Source organism: Novosphingobium sp. 9 (assembly GCF_025340265.1).
Classification (GTDB): Bacteria; Pseudomonadota; Alphaproteobacteria; order Sphingomonadales; family Sphingomonadaceae; genus Novosphingobium.
The window spans coordinates 1,591,533-1,608,581 of the sequence record NZ_CP022707.1 but is presented as its reverse complement, the minus strand read 5'-3'; the positions used below and the strand labels follow the sequence as shown (position 1 = coordinate 1,608,581).

Annotated in this window: 17 protein-coding genes and 1 pseudogene; 10 read left to right on the top strand and 8 right to left on the bottom strand. The window is 63.5% G+C overall.

The window, feature by feature from the left end; genetic code table 11:
• Positions 1 to 190: 190 nt before the first annotated feature.
• From CI805_RS08085 to aspS, 3 genes are all read right to left on the bottom strand, one after another.
• The gene (locus CI805_RS08085) at positions 191 to 427 is read right to left on the bottom strand and encodes an acyl carrier protein (protein WP_028657713.1); all 237 of its coding nucleotides are present in this window, start codon (positions 425 to 427) and stop codon (positions 191 to 193) included.
• A 141-nt stretch (positions 428 to 568) separates the two neighbouring features.
• The gene (locus CI805_RS08080; RefSeq protein WP_260921681.1) at positions 569 to 985 is read right to left on the bottom strand and encodes a VOC family protein; all 417 of its coding nucleotides are present in this window, start codon (positions 983 to 985) and stop codon (positions 569 to 571) included.
• Between the two features lie 156 nt (positions 986 to 1,141).
• Positions 1,142 to 2,962: an aspartate--tRNA ligase gene (gene aspS, locus CI805_RS08075; protein WP_260921679.1), complete on the bottom strand. Its 1,821-nt coding sequence runs from the start codon at positions 2,960 to 2,962 to the stop codon at positions 1,142 to 1,144.
• A 234-nt stretch (positions 2,963 to 3,196) separates the two neighbouring features.
• Here aspS and CI805_RS08070 point away from each other — a divergent pair, with 234 nt between their 5' ends.
• From CI805_RS08070 to CI805_RS08060, 3 genes are all read left to right on the top strand, one after another.
• A complete protein-coding gene (locus CI805_RS08070) occupies positions 3,197 to 3,439 on the top strand; it encodes a hypothetical protein (protein WP_260921677.1) in 243 nt (80 codons plus the stop codon).
• A 64-nt stretch (positions 3,440 to 3,503) separates the two neighbouring features.
• A complete protein-coding gene (gene rnd / locus CI805_RS08065; RefSeq protein WP_260921675.1) occupies positions 3,504 to 4,748 on the top strand; it encodes a ribonuclease D in 1,245 nt (414 codons plus the stop codon).
• Between the two features lie 20 nt (positions 4,749 to 4,768).
• The gene (locus CI805_RS08060) at positions 4,769 to 5,665 is read left to right on the top strand and encodes a hydrogen peroxide-inducible genes activator (protein ID WP_260921673.1); all 897 of its coding nucleotides are present in this window, start codon (positions 4,769 to 4,771) and stop codon (positions 5,663 to 5,665) included.
• Here the strand turns inward: CI805_RS08060 and CI805_RS08055 are convergent, their stop codons facing one another.
• Positions 5,666 to 6,835, bottom strand: coding sequence for an MFS transporter (locus tag CI805_RS08055; RefSeq protein ID WP_260921672.1), 1,170 nt, complete (start codon positions 6,833 to 6,835; stop codon positions 5,666 to 5,668). It abuts the gene before it with no gap.
• Positions 6,836 to 6,998: 163 nt separating this feature from the next.
• A pseudogene (gene pgsA / locus CI805_RS08050) lies at positions 6,999 to 7,588 on the bottom strand (CDP-diacylglycerol--glycerol-3-phosphate 3-phosphatidyltransferase).
• A 205-nt stretch (positions 7,589 to 7,793) separates the two neighbouring features.
• Here pgsA and CI805_RS08045 point away from each other — a divergent pair.
• Positions 7,794 to 9,107: an MFS transporter gene (locus CI805_RS08045; protein WP_260921670.1), complete on the top strand. Its 1,314-nt coding sequence runs from the start codon at positions 7,794 to 7,796 to the stop codon at positions 9,105 to 9,107.
• 48 nt (positions 9,108 to 9,155) lie between these two features.
• On the opposite strand, the gene CI805_RS08040 is transcribed toward CI805_RS08045, so the two are convergent.
• The 3 genes from CI805_RS08040 to CI805_RS08030 form a co-directional block, all read right to left on the bottom strand.
• The gene (locus CI805_RS08040) at positions 9,156 to 9,401 is read right to left on the bottom strand and encodes a hypothetical protein (RefSeq protein ID WP_260921668.1); all 246 of its coding nucleotides are present in this window, start codon (positions 9,399 to 9,401) and stop codon (positions 9,156 to 9,158) included.
• 206 nt (positions 9,402 to 9,607) lie between these two features.
• Positions 9,608 to 9,790, bottom strand: coding sequence for a CsbD family protein (locus tag CI805_RS08035; protein WP_260921666.1), 183 nt, complete (start codon positions 9,788 to 9,790; stop codon positions 9,608 to 9,610).
• A gap of 99 nt (positions 9,791 to 9,889) precedes the next feature.
• Positions 9,890 to 10,297, bottom strand: coding sequence for an EVE domain-containing protein (locus CI805_RS08030; protein ID WP_313958475.1), 408 nt, complete (start codon positions 10,295 to 10,297; stop codon positions 9,890 to 9,892).
• Between the two features lie 217 nt (positions 10,298 to 10,514).
• Between CI805_RS08030 and CI805_RS08025 the strand changes: the two genes are divergently transcribed.
• The 6 genes from CI805_RS08025 to CI805_RS08000 all read left to right on the top strand — a co-directional run bounded on the left by CI805_RS08025 (position 10,515) and on the right by CI805_RS08000 (position 17,047).
• Positions 10,515 to 11,453 (top strand): isopenicillin N synthase family dioxygenase, encoded by a 939-nt coding sequence (locus tag CI805_RS08025; protein WP_260921662.1) that lies wholly within the window; start codon positions 10,515 to 10,517, stop codon positions 11,451 to 11,453.
• 206 nt (positions 11,454 to 11,659) lie between these two features.
• Positions 11,660 to 13,369, top strand: a complete 1,710-nt coding sequence (locus tag CI805_RS08020; protein WP_260921655.1) for a putative bifunctional diguanylate cyclase/phosphodiesterase — start codon at positions 11,660 to 11,662, stop codon at positions 13,367 to 13,369.
• A 51-nt stretch (positions 13,370 to 13,420) separates the two neighbouring features.
• Complete coding sequence (gene dapF / locus CI805_RS08015) at positions 13,421 to 14,245, top strand: diaminopimelate epimerase (protein ID WP_260921653.1); 825 nt, start codon at positions 13,421 to 13,423, stop codon at positions 14,243 to 14,245.
• Positions 14,242 to 15,423, top strand: a complete 1,182-nt coding sequence (locus CI805_RS08010) for a MiaB/RimO family radical SAM methylthiotransferase (RefSeq protein WP_260921650.1) — start codon at positions 14,242 to 14,244, stop codon at positions 15,421 to 15,423. Before dapF ends, CI805_RS08010 begins: the two co-directional genes overlap by 4 nt.
• Complete coding sequence (ftsY, locus tag CI805_RS08005) at positions 15,420 to 16,382, top strand: signal recognition particle-docking protein FtsY (RefSeq protein ID WP_260921647.1); 963 nt, start codon at positions 15,420 to 15,422, stop codon at positions 16,380 to 16,382. The genes CI805_RS08010 and ftsY overlap by 4 nt, the downstream gene beginning before the upstream one ends.
• An 8-nt stretch (positions 16,383 to 16,390) precedes the next feature.
• The gene (locus CI805_RS08000) at positions 16,391 to 17,047 is read left to right on the top strand and encodes an inner membrane-spanning protein YciB (RefSeq protein WP_260921646.1); all 657 of its coding nucleotides are present in this window, start codon (positions 16,391 to 16,393) and stop codon (positions 17,045 to 17,047) included.
• The last annotated feature ends 2 nt before the right edge of the window (positions 17,048 to 17,049 follow it).

Genomic DNA, 17,049 nt, shown 5'->3' with positions numbered 1-17,049 from the left:
CCAAAAAACAACACAGGGCCGAAGCGGCTTCACTCGGCGAAGGCACGATGTAGCCATCACCAGCCAAGACGGCAACAGGCCCGCCCCCTTAGAGGGCGAGCCTGTCGATTTCAATCCGGGTTCCGGCAAAAGACCGCCTTTTGCAAGGCGGCCCCACCCGGAGCAAAGGCTGAAAGATCAGCCCCAGGGATTAACCCTTGTTCTCGTCGATGTACTTGATCGCATCCGAGACGGTGCTGATCTTCTCAGCAGCATCGTCGGGGATCTCAACGCCGAACTCTTCCTCGAAGGCCATGACCAGCTCGACGATGTCGAGCGAGTCTGCGCCCAGATCGTCGATGAAGCTTGCATCTTCGGTGACCTTGTCGGCTTCGACGCCCAGGTGCTCGACGACGATCTTCTTAACCCGATCCGCAGTATCGCTCATTCTAAAATCCCTTCACACATCCGGAGGATCAATAAATTCAGAGTTCGCCCTAGTCAGAACCCGGCGCGCTGGCAAGAGGGGCCGACACAGGTGTTCCCCGGCGCAAACGCACCTGATCGACGAGCGTTGCCGCAAACCCGCTCAAACGTCGAATGTCACCGTGCCACTGGCGTCAACGGACCATTGTTCGTTCCACGCGATTTCCCAGGCATTGCCTTCAGGATCAGCGACATAGCCGCGCCAGCCGCCATATTCCGGCGCATCCGCGGCGCGCAGCAACGTGCCGCCCGCCGCGACCAGCCGATCCATCAGCGCCTCGACCGCCGCCTGACTTTCGACGTTGTGGGCCAGTGAAAAGCTGCCCGCAGGCGCACAAGCACGCTTCATGTCGCCTTCCAGCTGCGCCTTTTCCCACAGCGCGAAGGTGAGCGAGCCCATCTTGTAAAACGCCAGATCGTCCATCTGGAAATCCGGCTCCCAGCCGAACCCCTCGCGATAGAACGCCTTGGCCCGCGCCACGTCGTCGCAGCCCAGCGTCACGAACGAAATGCCGATCATGCCTGCTTCCCTTTCCCATATGACCGGAGCAACGACCGAAACCGCCCATCTGAAACGACAGACGCCCGTGCCGCTCTCCTTGCAAGCCAAGGGAGTAGCACGGGCGCTGCTATCGACAACCGGGCATTCGCCCGGCGCACATCGGAACGCGAAGGGTCAGCCCGCGCTGGGCGTCACCACGTTGCCAGCTACCGCAGGCTTCTGCGGCTCGACCACGCGCATATGCAGTTCGCGAAGCTGACGGGGCTCTGCCGGAGTCGGCGCGCCCATCAGCAGGTCTTCCGCGCGCTGGTTCATCGGGAACAGCGCCACTTCACGCAGGTTCTGCGCGCCGCACAGCAGCATCACGATACGGTCGACGCCAGCTGCCATGCCGCCGTGCGGCGGGGCGCCGTACTGGAATGCGCGGTACAGACCGCCGAAGCGCTCCTCGACGTCGGCCTTGGTCAGACCCACCATCTCGAAGGCCTTGACCATCAGTTCGGGGCTCTGGTTACGGATCGAGCCCGAAGCGATCTCGAAGCCGTTGCAGACCAGATCGTACTGGTAGGCCTTGATCGTCAGCGGGTCCTGATTCTCCAGCGCTTCCATCCCGCCCTGCGGCATCGAGAACGGGTTGTGCGCGAAGTCGACCTTCTTGTTGTCCTCGTCCCACTCATAGAACGGGAAGTCGACGATCCAGCACAGCTCGAAGCGGTCCTTGTCGATCAGGTCCAGCTGCTCGCCGGTACGGATACGGGCGAGCCCTGCCAGCTTGGCCGCCTGCTCTTCCTTGCCCGCCGCGAAGAACACGCCGTCGTTGGGGCCAAGGCCCAGCGCTTCGATCAGCGCGGCAGTCTTTTCCTCGCCGTGGTTCTTGGCGATCGGGCCGCCGGGAACGCCGTCCTTGATATTGATGTAGCCAAGGCCCGAATAGCCCTCGCCGCGTGCCCACACGTTCATCTCGTCGAAGAACTTGCGGCTGCCCGCACCTGCGCCCGGTGCCGGGATCGCGCGGATCTTGCCGCCGTTCGCGACGATCCCTGCGAAGATGCCGAAGCCCGAATCGACGAAGTGCTCGGTCACATCCTTGATGATCAGCGGGTTGCGCAGGTCCGGCTTGTCCGAGCCGTAGTCCAGCATCGACTGGGCGTGCGGAATACGGCGGAAGCTGCCAGCCGGGGTGACCGGCTTGCCCTCGGCGAAATCGGCGAACACGCTCTGGAGTACCGGCTCCATAGTTTCCCAGATTTCTTCCTGCGTGACGAAGCTCATTTCGAGGTCGAGCTGGTAGAATTCGCCCGGCAGGCGGTCGGCACGCGGGTCTTCGTCGCGGAAGCAGGGCGCGATCTGGAAGTAACGGTCGAACCCGGCCACCATCAGCAGCTGCTTGTACTGCTGCGGCGCCTGCGGCAGCGCATAGAACTTGCCCGCGTGGATGCGGCTTGGCACCAGGAAATCGCGCGCGCCCTCTGGCGACGAGGCGGTCAGGATCGGCGTCGCATATTCGGTGAAGCCGATGCCTTCCATCTTGCGGCGCATGTCCGAGATGATCTTCGTGCGCTTGACGATGTTGGCGTGGAGCGTCTCGCGGCGCAGGTCGAGGAAGCGGTAGCGCAGGCGGATGTCTTCCGGGTACTCCTGCTCACCTGCCACCGGCATCGGCAGTTCCTCGGCCTTGCCCAGCACCGTGGCGGCGCGGGCATAGACCTCGATCTGGCCGGTCGCGAGGTTCGGGTTCACCGTGCCTTCGCTGCGCGCCTTCACCACGCCCTCGATCGTCACGACCGATTCCGCACGCAGCGAATCGAGCACGGCCAGCGCCGGGCTGTCGCTGTCGGTCACGACCTGGGTCATGCCGTAGTGATCGCGCAGGTCGACGAACAGGACGCCGCCGTGATCGCGCTTGCGATGGACCCAGCCCGAGAGGCGGACAGTCTGGCCGACCTCGGCAGAGGTCAGGGCGCCGCAGGTGTGGGAACGATAGGGATGGGTCATGGCGTGTCCGCGTGATTGTCGGGTGAAGCGTGTTGCAAGCCGCGCCCTCTAGTCCAGAGCCGCCGCGATTTCCAGATGCCGCGTGTTTTTCGCATCAACAAGACCGCACGCAAGCCCCCGGCGCCTCTATCCTTTCGTCCGTGGAAACCTTGATCCGCAATACGGATGAAACCACATGCGGTTACACCCTCTTTACGGGTGCCACCAACGAAGAAGACCGGAGATATATCCGAAATGACCGGCGAATCCGCCGAAAACCGCCACCGCGAGGACGATGCGGCGCGCGAAGAGTACACCGGCACCGAAAGCTCCGACGAGTTCGCGTGGCACTTACCCCTACCCGGCTCGCATGTGACCGGCAGCCAGTTGCGCCGCCGCCTGATCACCCCCGAGCAGGTCGCCGAAGCGCTCGAACCGGACCGCCCCAAGGGCCTGACCGGACTGTTGCAGAGGATTTTCGGTCGCAGACAGCGCTGAATCGTGACAGTGCCCTCCAGCGCCGGTTGATCGCCGTTCATCTTCGTCGTAACGCCACCGACACATGAAGATACATCCGCTCATCACGACCTCCGACACGCTCGCCGAACTGTGTGAACGCCTCGCGAAATCCGAATTCGTGACGGTCGATACCGAATTCATGCGCGAAAACACCTATTGGCCCGAACTCTGCCTCGTGCAGATCGCCAATACCGAGGAAGCGGCGGCCATTGATCCGATGGCGGAAGGTCTCGACATGACCCCGCTCTACGACCTGCTGACGCGCAACGAGGACGTCCTCAAGGTCTTCCATGCCGGCGGTCAGGATGTGGAGATCATCTTCAACGCCACCGGTCGCACCCCGCATCCGATCTTCGACACGCAGATCGCGATGATGGCGATCAGCCAGTCCGAACAGATCGGCTATTCCAACCTCGTCGAATCGTGGCAGGGTCTCACCATCGACAAGGGCGCGCGCTTTACCGACTGGTCGCGCCGCCCCCTGACTGAGCGTCAGATCGAATATGCCATCGGCGACGTGACACACCTGTCCAAGATCTTCCCCAAGATGCTCAAGCGCCTGATCAAGACCGGGCGTGGCCAGTGGCTGGACGAGGAAATGGAAAAGCTCGCCGATCCCGAGCACTATCGCAGCGATCCCGCGCAGGCGTGGAAGCGCATCAAGGCACCGGGCCGCAATCCGCAAGTGCTCGGTCGCCTGAGGGCCATTGCCGAATGGCGCGAGATCGAAGCGCAGGGCAAGAACCTGCCGCGCGGCCGCATCGCCCGCGACGAGACACTGGCCGACCTCGCCAGCCACCCGCCCAAAACCCAGGCCGACCTCGCCAAGGTGCGCGGCCTCTCGCAAGGGTGGAAGGACAACGAGATCGGCAAGCGGCTGATGAATGCCATCGCCAAAGCCCAGCCGATGACCGAGGACGACATGCCCCCGCGCACCCCGCGCGGCGCGCCGCTCGGCAAGGAAGGCGTGCTAGTCGCGGACCTGCTCAAGCTGCTACTCAAGATCCGCGCGCGCGAGATCGACGTCGCCGCACGCCTGCTTGCCCGCAGCGACGAGCTGGAAATGCTGGCCTCGGGCGTGCGCAAGAACCTGCCGGTGCTCACCGGCTGGCGCTACGAGGTATTCGGCCACGATGCGGTCGATCTGGTCGAGGGCAAGCTCGCCTTCGCGGTCGAGAACGGTCGCCTCAAGATGACTCACGTCGACGATGTTGTTGATGCCGCGCCCGCCGCCCCGGCAAAGGACGCCGCCCCGACGACCGACGCCTCCCCGACAACAAGCGACTGAGCCGGAGAGGCTCGGAACGCATGACGGTCTATCAGCCCACGCTCAAGCAGCTGCAATATCTGGTTGCGCTGCATGAGCATGGCCATTTCGGTCGCGCTGCCGAAGCCTGCTTCGTCTCGCAGTCTACTCTGTCGGCGGGCCTGCGCGATTTGGAAGCGCTGCTGGGCGTCGTACTGGTCGAGCGCACCAAGCGCGCCGTCCGCTTCACCCCGCTGGGTAATGCGGTGGTCGAGAAGGCCCACCGTATCTTGCGCGAGACCGAGGAACTCTCCGAACTTGTGCAGTCCAGCGGCAAGCCGCTTTCGGGCGAAGTGCGCATGAGCGTGATCCCCACGATCGCGCCGTTCCTGCTGCCTCGCATGCTTCCGCGCCTGCGTCGCGAGCGGCCAAGCCTCAAGCTTTTCCTGCGCGAAGAGCCCAGCCAGCAGGCGATCGAATCGCTCCATCACGGGCGCGCCGACTGCGTGCTGCTCGCCCTGCCCTTCTCGACCGGCGAAGTGGAGAAGGAGACGATCGAACTCGACGCCTTCTTCGTCGCCTTCCCCGCCGACGATCCGCGCGATCCCCCGGCGGAAGTCCGCCCCGAGATCATCGACGAGAACCGCCTGCTCCTGCTCGAAGACGGGCATTGCCTGAAGGATCACGCACTCGCGGCCTGCAACCGCCCCGAGCTGCGCGCCTCTGCAACGATGATCGGCACCTCGCTGCACACGCTGGTGCAGATGGTCGATAACGGCCTTGGCCTCACGATGCTGCCTGAAATGGCGATCGACGCGGGCATTCTCAACGGGACGGACGTGGTCGCCCGTCCGCTGATCTCCCCCAATGCCAATCGCGAGATCGCGCTGGTGTGGCGCAAGAACTCTCCGCGAGCAGACGAATTTCGCCTGCTCGCGGACGAACTGCGCGCCGGCTAATCAGGTAGACTTGGCCTTGCGGCGGAGCGTCTGCAAGGCCACGCCGATCGCGGCAATACACAGCCCGAGCGTCGAAACCCCAGTCCAGCCATATGCATGCCACACCGTCGTCGCCGCGCCGGACGCCGCCGCGCCTGAAAGGAACATGCTGCCCATATAGACGGTGTTGATCCGTGACCGCGCCTCGGGACGCAGGGCATAGATAATGCTCTGGTTCGACACCTGGCAGGACTGGATCGCGAAATCGAGCAGCACCACGCCAACAATCAGCCCGGCGATCGACTGCCAGAACGCGAACACCAGCCACGAGGCGAACGTCAGCACCGTTGCCGCCACGACCACGCCATGCGGGCCGCGCCTGTCGGCAAAGCGACCAGCCAGCGGGGCTGCCAGCACACCTGCCGCGCCAAGAATGCCGAACAGGCCTGCCGCCTGCGGTCCCATCGCGAAGCGCGGCTCCTGAAGGTGCAGCGCCAGGATCGTCCAGAACACGCTGAACACGCCGAACTGCGTGCACTGGGTATAGGTCGCCAGTCGCAGCGCGGGAAGATCGCGCCACAGATGCCACATCGAGGCCATGAGCCCGCCGTAACTCATCCCCGCCCGATCCGGCTGTGAGCGCGGCAACATCACCGCCATCAGCCCTGCCGCACCGAGCGCCAGCGGCACTGCCAGCCAGAACATCTCGCGCCAGCCCCAATGCTGGGCGACGACACCTGCAAGGGTACGGCTAAGCAGGATACCGCAGAGCAGTCCAGCCATCGTGACGCCGACCACGGACCCGCGCTTTTCCGGCGGGGCGTGATTGGCTGCGAAGGGAATGATCTGCTGTGCGACCGAGGCCACCACGCCAACGGCCAGCGCGCCTGCCAGCAGGATACCGCTCGTCGGTGCCCATGCCGTCAGTGCGAGCGCCAGCGTCAGGGCCAGACACTGCGCCACGATCAACCGCTTGCGCTCGACCAGATCGCCCAGCGGCACCAGCACGAACAGGCCGAAAGCATAGCCAAGCTGGGTTGCCGTGGGGACATACGTCACCAGACTGCCCCCGATCTCTCGCTCGATCTGCCCGATCATCGGCTGGTTGTAGTAGATGTTGGCCACCGTCAGCCCCGCTGCAACGGCGAGCGCATAGACAACCGAGCCGGTCAGAACCGGAGGCGTCTTCATGCCTTCAGCAGCGTGATGCGCATCGGTACGGCGAGAGGGAGTGGTGGCGATGTCATGGCTCCTGTTGCTGACCTCCCCCGGTCAGGCTCCACCTGAGGAGCGGGCAGCATCATGCCAAGCGCAAGCGGGACAACCTAGATTGCAATGAACGCAACCCGTGCCATCAGTCCATGTGCTTGAGGCCGACCCGCAGGTAATCCCAGCCTGTGATCAATGTAAGCGCAGCAGCCGCCCACAGCGTCACAAGACCAATGGTGTGGGGGATATTCATCTCGATGCCGATGGTCACGTTCCACCATGGCATTGCGCCCCCCAGAATCAGCGCGCCCAGCGAAACCAGCTGGAAGGTCGTCTTCCACTTGGCCAGCCGACTGACCGGCACCGAAACCTGCAGCCCCCCAGAAATTCGCGCAGGCCCGAGACTGCAATCTCGCGAATGAGAATGATCAGACCGGCGATCACATGCATGTCGCTGACATAAGGTCCAGTCAGGATGCCCTGTGCCGTCAGCACCAGAATGACCGCGGCGACCATGATCTTGTCGGCGATGGGGTCGAGGAAGATGCCGAGCCGCGATACCGCGCCGCTGGCGCGCGCCAGATAGCCATCGAAATAGTCGGTCAGCCCCATCAGGCAGTACAGCGCGAAGGCCAGACCGTAGCCCAGATGCCAGGTCGGCCACCACAGCCAGAAAGCCAGCAGCGGGACAGCGAAGATGCGCGAAAGCGTCAGGAGATTCGGGACGGTCAGCATTCTATGAAAGGCCATAGCGCCGGTCTCCCCCCGAAAAAGGCCCCGCTTCCCGAAAAAGGGCGAGATCCTGAAAAAGGACACCGAGCGTCGCGACAGTGTGGCAATAAAGTGGCGATCAGGGCTTGTGCCCTCGCCTCAGGCCATTAAGTGTCCCGGGCAAGCCACAGCGGCGAGTTGAAAAAGGCGCGTTCAAGCAAAAGTCGTTATGACCACCACGACCCAACTGATCCGCGCGCGCCGGTTCCTGCCCCTGTTCCTCACGCAGCTTCTCAACGCGTTCAACGACAACCTGTTCAAGAACGCCATGGTGCTGTTCGTGGTATACAGCGTATACCATTCCGAAGCGCAGGAGGCGCGCTTCAGCGCCATTGCCTCGGCAATCTTCATCATTCCCTTCTTCGTGCTCTCGGCCATCGCCGGGCAGCTTGCCGACATGCGCGACAAGGCGAGGATCATCCGCCTTATCAAGCTGTGCGAGATCTTCATCATGGCAGCAGGCGGCACGGGGCTGGCACTGGCCTGGCAGCATATCGCGCTGGAAACGGTCGCCATCCCACTGATGCTGCTCGCGCTGTTTGCGATGGGGGTTCATTCGACCTTTTTCGGCCCGATCAAGTACGCCATCCTGCCCCAACACCTGCATGCAAACGAAGTGCTGGCAGGCACCGGACTTGTCGAGGCGGGCACGTATCTGGCTGTGTTGGCAGGCACCATCGTCGCAGGCTGGATCAGCGTCGATACCGCAGCGATCATGGTCATGATAACGGCAGTGATCGGCTATCTTGTCAGCTGGCGAGTGCCCCCCGCCCCTCCGATGGGCGAATGCGAGCCGCTGGACTATCACTTCATCCGCGCCTCGATCCGGCTGGTGCGCACGACCATGCACGATCGCCGGGTATTTCTGGCGATCTGCGCGATCAGCTTCTTCTGGGCGATCGGCACCGTGCTGTTCGTCCACTTCCCGCCGCTGACCAAGAACATCCTTCAGGCCAGCAAGGAAGTGGCCAGCCTGTTCCTGGTGATCTTCTCGGTCGGCGTCGCCATCGGCTCAGTCATCATCAACGCCCTGCTCAAAGGCAAGGTTTCGGCACGATGGTCACCCGTTTCGGTGATCGCAATGGGGGTGTTCCTCGTCGGCTTCGAAGTGGTGTGCAACGCCTGGGTGCCGCATGCTCCCAAGGGGCACCTGATGGATGTCTCCACCTTCCTCGTCCAGCCGCTGGCGATCCCGCTGCTGGGCACGCTGCTGGGCATTGCCGTCAGCGGCGGCATGTTCGTGGTGCCGCTCTATGCTTTCCTCACCACCTTCGTCGACAAGTCGCAGACCGCGCGCACGGTAGCTGCAAACAATGTCGTCAATTCGGGCGCGATGGTTCTGGGTGCAGCGATGACCGGCGTGATGACGCTGATCGGCCTCAGGGTGATCGACCAGTTCCTGGTGGTCGCCGCCAGTTGCCTTGCCGCAGCGTGGCTCGGCCTGCTGCTCTATCGCGCCGAACGCGCCGCGCACGAGGACTGAGCCAGCGCCACCGCCGCTCTCGGCACGGCAATATTCAGGGCGTAGCCCTCAGGTCAGATAGATCGTGATCGCCGCGAAGCATGCGCCGTAGGCCTGCGCGAATCGCTGCCAGTCCCGCCCGGCCCCGTTCCAGCGCCGCTTCGCCTGTGCATTTTCAGCTGCAACCCCATCCGGAGCCGCCCAGCCTTCGGCCTCGACCGGGCGCCTGCGCACATGCGGCGGCAACGAACGACGGAACCAGTGCCGTGCCGTATCGTCGGTCAGAACAAGTGCGCGTCGTTTCATCGTCTGCATGACGTGCAGTTAAGGATTTGTTTACCTTTATGCCAAGCACGCAAATGCACCTTTCCCGAAACGGGACGCGTGTCTGGACAAGTCGTTGAACGAGGAACCTTTTGCGCATGACAAAAGGGCCGCCTTTACGGCGGCCCTTCCGGGAGTCTGTCAGTCAGACTGTTCGCAAATCGCGAATTATCGGCGCCCGACCATCATCCAATTCGTCAGATCTTGTCGCCAAACGCGCCCTTGACCTTGCCAACGAGATTCTGCGCCTCGCCCTTGGTTTCCTGCGCCTTGCCTTCGGCCTTCAGCGCCGGATCGTCCTGGGCATTGCCGACCATCTGTTTGACGTTGCCGGCGATTTCGTTGCCGATGCCCTTGGCCTTGTCCTTGAGTTCACCCATGGTGCTGCTCCTTGTGGTTGGTTGTTTCCAGCGCGACCGAGCCATCGGCCGCTGTCACAAGGAAAAACATGCAAACGGGCGGATTGTTCCGGCCACAAGCTACTTCTTCGCCAATCCCAGAATGTAATCCCACTCCGAGGCCGTGACTTGCGCAACCGATAGGCGCGAAAGCCGCACCAGTTCCATCTCAGCCAGATTCGGGTCAGCCTTGATCTCGGCCAGCGTCACCGCGCGCGGCAGCTTTTCGATCGGCTTCACTTTCACCGCCGCCCACTTACCGGTCTCGTCGGTCGGGTCGATCAGGCCTGCCGCACTGATCTCGGCAATCCCGACGATCTCCTTGCCGATGTTGGAGTGGTAGAAGAACGCCCGGTCGCCAACCTCCATCGCGCGCAGGTTGTTCGCCGCACGATGGTTGCGCACGCCGTCCCAGGTCCCCTCCCCCTCGCGCACGAGATCGCGCCAGCCATAGGCGTCGGGTTCCGATTTCATCAGCCAGTAGCGCATTGCGTAAAGCCCTCGCCTTTCCGTTTCGCCCTGCGGCGCGATGCCTTATGGAAGGCGCATAGCGATTCACTCGCGCAAGACAACGCGATTCAACCGCTCACCCAAATGCGATATGCGTCGCACATGACAACTCCCGCCGCACGCTGGCGCTTTCGTCCCGGTCACGGACAAGGCCCACGCCCTCGCAGCGGATGCGACACTGGACACGGACTGACAGATGGACCTTGCACAGATTCCTGTTCTCAGCCTTGAGAACGACACCGCCGAATTTCCCGCCCGCATCGGCGAGAGCTTTCGCACCTTCGGCTTCGCCATGGTGCGCGACCACGGCATCGACCTGGCACTGATCGAGCGCGCCTGGGACCTTACCGCGCAGTTCTTTGCCCTGCCGGTCGAAACCAAGATGCAGTACTTCAAGACCGGCCAGGGCGGCGCGCGCGGCTACACCCCGTTCCGCACCGAAGTGGCCAAGGGCGCGAAGGAAAAGGATCTTAAGGAGTTCTGGCACGTCGGCCGGGATCTGCCCGCAGGCTCGCCGCTGGCTGCCACCATGGCCCCCAACATCTGGCCCAGCGAGATCGACGGTTTCGAGGAGACCTTCACCGAGCTTTACGCGCAGTTCGACAAGGCCGGAGCCCGCATTCTTTCCGCGATTGCCATAGACCTCGGCATCGGCGCCGACTGGTTCGATCCGGCGATCGAGGACGGCAATTCGGTGCTGCGCCTGCTCCACTACCCGCCGATCGGCGAAGGCGCTGGCGGCGCGATCCGCGCTGGCGCGCATGAGGACATCAATCTCATCACCCTGCTGCTCGGCGCACAGGAAGCAGGCCTCGAGCTGCTCAGCAAGGACGGGCGCTGGCTTTCGGTCGCCCCACCCGAAGGCGCGATCGTCATCAACATCGGCGACATGCTGCAGCGCCTGACCAACCATGTTCTGCCTTCGACCACGCACCGCGTGCGTAACCCGGACGGCGAGCGCGCGTCGCACAGCCGCTACTCGATGCCGTACTTCCTGCATCTGCGGAGCGATTTCCCGTTCCACACGCTGCCCGGCTGCGTCTCCGCCGAAAACCCCGACCGCTATCCGGTCTCGATCACCGCGGACGACTATCTGCAGGAACGCCTGCGCGAAATCGGCCTGATAAAGGCCTAATTGCCCCTCGGGGACCAACATGTTCAGGGCATGGGAAGCACACTGCTTCTCATGCCTTGCCTCTTCCGGAAGTCTCTACTGGTGCGCGAAATCTCCAGCGTATTACGCATATTCACGCATTGTGATGATTTAACCGAAATTTCAGACCAATCGGCCTATCCCTGTGTGCTGGAAATCAGGGGATCGCAGTGGCCGTCTTTTCGTTCTTGAAGAAAAACCTTGTCGGTAACACGACCGGTATCGGGACCGAGGCTGCAAAAGTCGATGTCGTAGCGTTGGGTATCGTTTCGGCCTCGATCATGCTGTTCATCGCCACGGGCGTTTCCGTTGGCCCTCACGTGATCGACGCCCTTGCCGGTCGGGGCCAGGGGCCGCAGAACTTCATGGTCGACGCGTTTCTCCTGAACGTCGCGATTCTGCTGTTCGGATGGAGTCGCTATCGCGATCTGCTCAAGGAAGTCGAAACGCATCGGGCTGCGGAAAACGACGCCCGCCAGATCGCGCGGACCGATGCCCTCACCGGTTTTCTGAACCGGCGGACCTTCGCGGAAGTGACAGCTTCTCTGCTCGAAAATGCAGGCCGCGACGATCGCATCGTGGTTGTCATGATGATCGATCTGGACAACTTCAAGCAGGTTAACGACTACCACGGCCATCAGACCGGCGACCTCCTTCTGCAGGAAATCGCCGCTCGCATAGCCTCGATCGTTCCGGCGGGCGCCGCTGTTGCCCGAGTTGGCGGAGACGAATTCGCGCTCTCGATGTCCTTGCCGGAGAATCGTCTGGAAACCGCCGATCATGTTGCAGACCAGATCGTGCGTGCGGTCGGTTCGGGGACGATGATCCGCAAGCTCAGCCTGGGTGTCAGCGCCTCGGTCGGGATCGCCCGTAGCGATGTCGCCAGCCGGGCCCGCCGCAACAATCCGAGCGAGCCGATCGATCCGCGCTCGATGCTCGATATGGCCGACATTGCCATGTACCATGCCAAACGCAACGGCCGGAACGGACACTACTGGTTCGAGGCCTCGATGGCCGACGAGATGCGTATGCGCGGCCAGCTGGAAGCGGGCATCCGCGATGGTATCGCGCGCGGCGAATTCGTGCCGTTCTACGAACAGCAGATCGATCTCGAAACCGGCACGCTGACCGGTTTCGAGATGCTCGCGCGCTGGGACTCGCCCAGCTTCGGCTTGGTCTCGCCCGACCTGTTCATTCCGATTGCCGAAGAAATCGGTGCTATCGGAAGTCTTTCGGAAAGCGTGATCCAGCAGGCGCTGGAAGATGCGATGGGCTGGGACGCCTCGCTCTCGCTGTCGGTCAACATCTCCCCGCTTCAATTGCGAGATCCCTGGTTCGCGCAGAAGCTGATGAAGATGCTGGCGGAAGCGAATTTCCCGCCGCAGCGTCTTGAGATCGAAATCACCGAATCGTGCCTGCACGAGAACATCGCCCAGGTCCGAACACTGATCGCCAGCCTCAAGAACCAGGGCGTGCGCGTCAGTCTCGACGATTTCGGCACCGGCTACAGCTCACTCGCACAGCTGCGCAACCTGCCGTTCGACCGCATCAAGATCGACCGCAGCTTCGTAACCAACCTTACCGAGAACGAGGACAACGCCGCAATTGTCCACGCCATCGCGCTGCTCGGCGAAGGGCTCAACCTGCCAGTGACGGTGGAGGGCATCGAAACCGGCGCCATTCTCGAACGTCTGCGTCAATATCGCGCCATCAAGGGCCAAGGATACCTATATGGTCGCCCCCGCCCGGCCAAGGACTTGCAGGAATGGCTGGTCAAGCACGGTTCAAGCCTGCCTGCCGCCACAGTCGCCGCCATCCGTCCGCAACTGACCCTGGTCGATAAACCCGAACCGGACAAGCCAACCCAGACAGGCAAGCGCCAGATCGGAAACCGGTAGACCGGCCTGGCGCCACTGGACCTGAGGCGTCCGAGCGCATACATCGCGCCCATGCGGATCGACTTCACCAAGATGCACGGGCTGGGCAACGATTTCGTCGTGCTCGACGCACGCGAAGGCCGTGCTCCCCTCCCGCCGATCGACGCGGCATTCGCGGCCGCCATCGCCCATCGCCACACCGGCATCGGGTGCGATCAGTTGATCGTGCTCCAGCCGTCCGAAACCTGCAACTTTACGATGCGTATCTTCAATGCCGATGGCAGCGAGGTGGAGGCTTGCGGCAACGCCACCCGTGCGGTTGGGCTGCTGCATGGCACGCCGGCACGGATCGAGACGCGTGGTGGTGTGGTCAGCACGCGGCCTGACGCAGCCGGCATCTCGGTCGAGATGGGCAAGCCCCGGTTCGACTGGGAGGCGATCCCGCTCGGCTATCCGATGGACACCCACGCGATGCCGGTCGCCTGGGAAGAGCTGGTCAACCCGATCGCCGTCAATGTCGGCAATCCGCACGTCATCTTCTTCGTCGCCGATCCCTATGCCATCGACATGGCCCGGCTCGGCCCATTGGTCGAGACCGACCCACTGTTTCCCGAGCGCATCAATGTAAACGTCGCGGCCATCACCGCGCGCGATGCGATCACCCTGCGCGTGTGGGAGCGCGGCGCTGGCCTGACGCTCGCCTGCGGGACCGGCGCCTGCGCAACCGCCATCGGCGCCATGCGGCGCGGGCTGGTCGACCGGCGCGTGACCGTGACGCTTCCCGGCGGCCCGCTTGTGATCGAGTGGCGTGAGGATGACGAGATCGTGATGACAGGGCCTGCGGTCGAAGCCTATCGCGGCAGCTTCGATCCTGCCGCATTCGGGCTGCGCGTTTGAGCCTTGAAGTCCATTCGCTGGGCTGTCGGCTGAACCTTGCCGAAAGCGAAGAGATGCGTGCGCTGCTGGCCGCCGAAGACAACCTCGTCGTCGTCAACTCCTGCGCCGTCACCGCCGAGGCCGTTCGCCAGACCCGGCAGGCGATCCGCCGGGCCCGCCGGGCCCGTCCCGACGCCCGCCTGATCGTCACCGGCTGTGCAGCCGAGGTCGAGCGCGAGATGCTGGCGGCCATGCCCGAAGTCGATGGCCTTGTTGCCAATACCGCCAAGCTCGACCCGCGCGTCTGGAACGCCGCGCCTGCTCCCCCGGTTCAGGCAAGGCGCGGCTACACACGCGGTTTTGTGCAGGTACAGAACGGCTGCGACCACGCCTGCACGTTCTGCGTGATCCCGCAAGGGCGCGGCCCCAGCCGCTCGCGCGCGGTGGCAGACGTGCTTGCCGATGTGTCAGTCCATGTCGAAGCGGGCGTTCACGAAGTGGTGCTCACCGGCGTCGACCTCACCTCGTGGGGTGGGGACCTGCCCGATGCCCCGGCGCTCGGCACCCTGTGCGCAGCGATCCTCGCGCGTTTCCCCCAGCTCGCCCGGTTGCGCCTATCGTCGGTGGACGGCGCCGAAGTGGACCCGCTTCTGTTCGAGCTTCTGGCCTGCGAGGCACGGCTGATGCCGCACCTGCATCTCTCGCTCCAGCACGGCAACGATCTGATCCTCAAGCGCATGAAGCGCCGCCACTCTCGCGCACAGGCACTCTTGCTGGTCGAGGGGCTGAAGGCCCGCCGCCCTGAGATCGCCATCGGCGCCGACCTCATCGCTGGATTTCCGACCGAGGATGAGCAAGCCCATGCCGACAACCTCTCGATAATCTCCGCGCTGGAAATCGTACACGGCCACGTCTTCCCGTTCTCGCAGCGCCCCGGTACTCCCGCAGCCCGGATGCCGCAGGTCCATCCTGTGACGGTGCGCGAACGCGCCGCCCAATTACGGCAGAGAGTCGCGCAAATCCGCGAAAGCTGGCTTGCCAGCCACGTGGGCAAGACGCTAACCGTGCTGGCCGAACGCGGCGGCACCGGCCATGCGGAGAACTTCGCCCCCGTGCGTCTCCCGGCAGGTACGGAGGCCGCACCCGGCACCTTGCTCCAAGTGGTGCCGACAAGAGTTTTTGAAGGAATACTGGAATGAGCAGCGAGACCCCTCCGGCAGAACCCGTATCGGGCGCCGTGCAGGATGACTGGTCCGGTCGCCTGCTGGGCGGTTTCCGTCGCACCTCCGAGCGCCTTTCCGGCAACCTGGCCGGGATCGTCGGCAAGACCCGCCTCGACGACAGCCAGCTCGACGATCTGGAAGACGCGCTCATCATGTCGGACCTCGGCCCACGCGCGGCCGCCCGCATCCGCGCGCGCCTTGCCGAGGAACGCTTCGAACGCGATGCAGACGAGCGCGCGATCATGGAAGTGGTCGCCCGAGAAATCGCCGAAATCCTGCGTCCAGTCGCCAAGCCGCTGGACATCATCGCCTTCCCGCGTCCGCAGGTGATCCTCGTCATCGGCGTCAACGGCTCGGGCAAAACCACCACCATCGCCAAGCTGGCTCACCTGTTCCAGGAACAGGATTACTCGGTGATGCTGGCCGCCGGAGACACTTTCCGTGCCGCCGCCATCGGCCAGCTGAAAGTCTGGGCCGATCGCCTGTCGATTCCCATCGTCACCGGCCCCGAGGGCGGCGATCCGGCCTCAGTAGTGTTCGATGCCGTCAAGGCCGCGACCGATACCGGTATCGACGCGCTGATCGTCGACACCGCAGGCCGCCTGCAAAACAAGCGCGAACTGATGGACGAGCTGGCCAAGATCCGCCGCGTGCTGGGCCGCCTCAATCCCGAAGCGCCGCATGACGTGGTGCTGGTGCTCGATGCCACCAACGGCCAGAATGCGCTCTCGCAGATCGAGATCTTCAAGGAAGTGGCGGGCGTTTCCGGCCTGATCATGACCAAGCTGGACGGCACCGCGCGCGGCGGCGTCCTGGTCGCGGCGGCAGAACAATACGGCCTGCCCATCCATGCCATCGGCGTCGGCGAAAAGATCGACGACCTGCGCCCCTTCAATCCCGACCTGCTCGCGCGGGTGATCGCCGGAATTGCGTGACCCATTCCATGACTACACAAACGCCTGCCGAAAACACCAAGCCGAAAAGCTCCTGGCTTAACCTCGTCGTCGATTACGGGCCACTGCTCGTCTTCTTCCTGGTCTATCGCCACTATGCGCCCAAGCAGGACACAGACGCCGTGGGCACGATGCTGGCGATCACCCGCAGCACCATAGGCTTCATGATCGCGACAGTGGTGGCGCTGATCGTCTCGAAGTGGCGGCTAGGGCGAATTTCGCCGATGCTGTGGCTAACGACGGTGCTGATCATGGGCTTCGGCACGCTCACCATCCTGCTGCGCGACCCGATCTGGATCGAGATCAAGCCTACCGCTGTCTACCTGATGTTCTCGGTGGTGCTGTTCGCCGGGCTGTTCCGGGGCAAGCCGATGCTGCGCTATCTGCTGGAAGCCGCGTTCGAGGGGCTGACCGAGGAAGGCTGGCTGAAGCTCTCGCGCAACTGGGCGTGGTTCTTCCTTGTGCTGGCCATCGCCAACACTGTGCTGGTCTACACCGTCAGCTTCGACGTCTGGCTGAAGGCGAAGGTCTGGGGCTTCACGACCGCCTCGTTCCTCTTCACATTCTCGCAGATCCCGCTGGTGATGAAGCACGGTATGGGTGAGGACGCGAAGGACCAGGTAATCGAGAACCCGCCGCACGACTGATC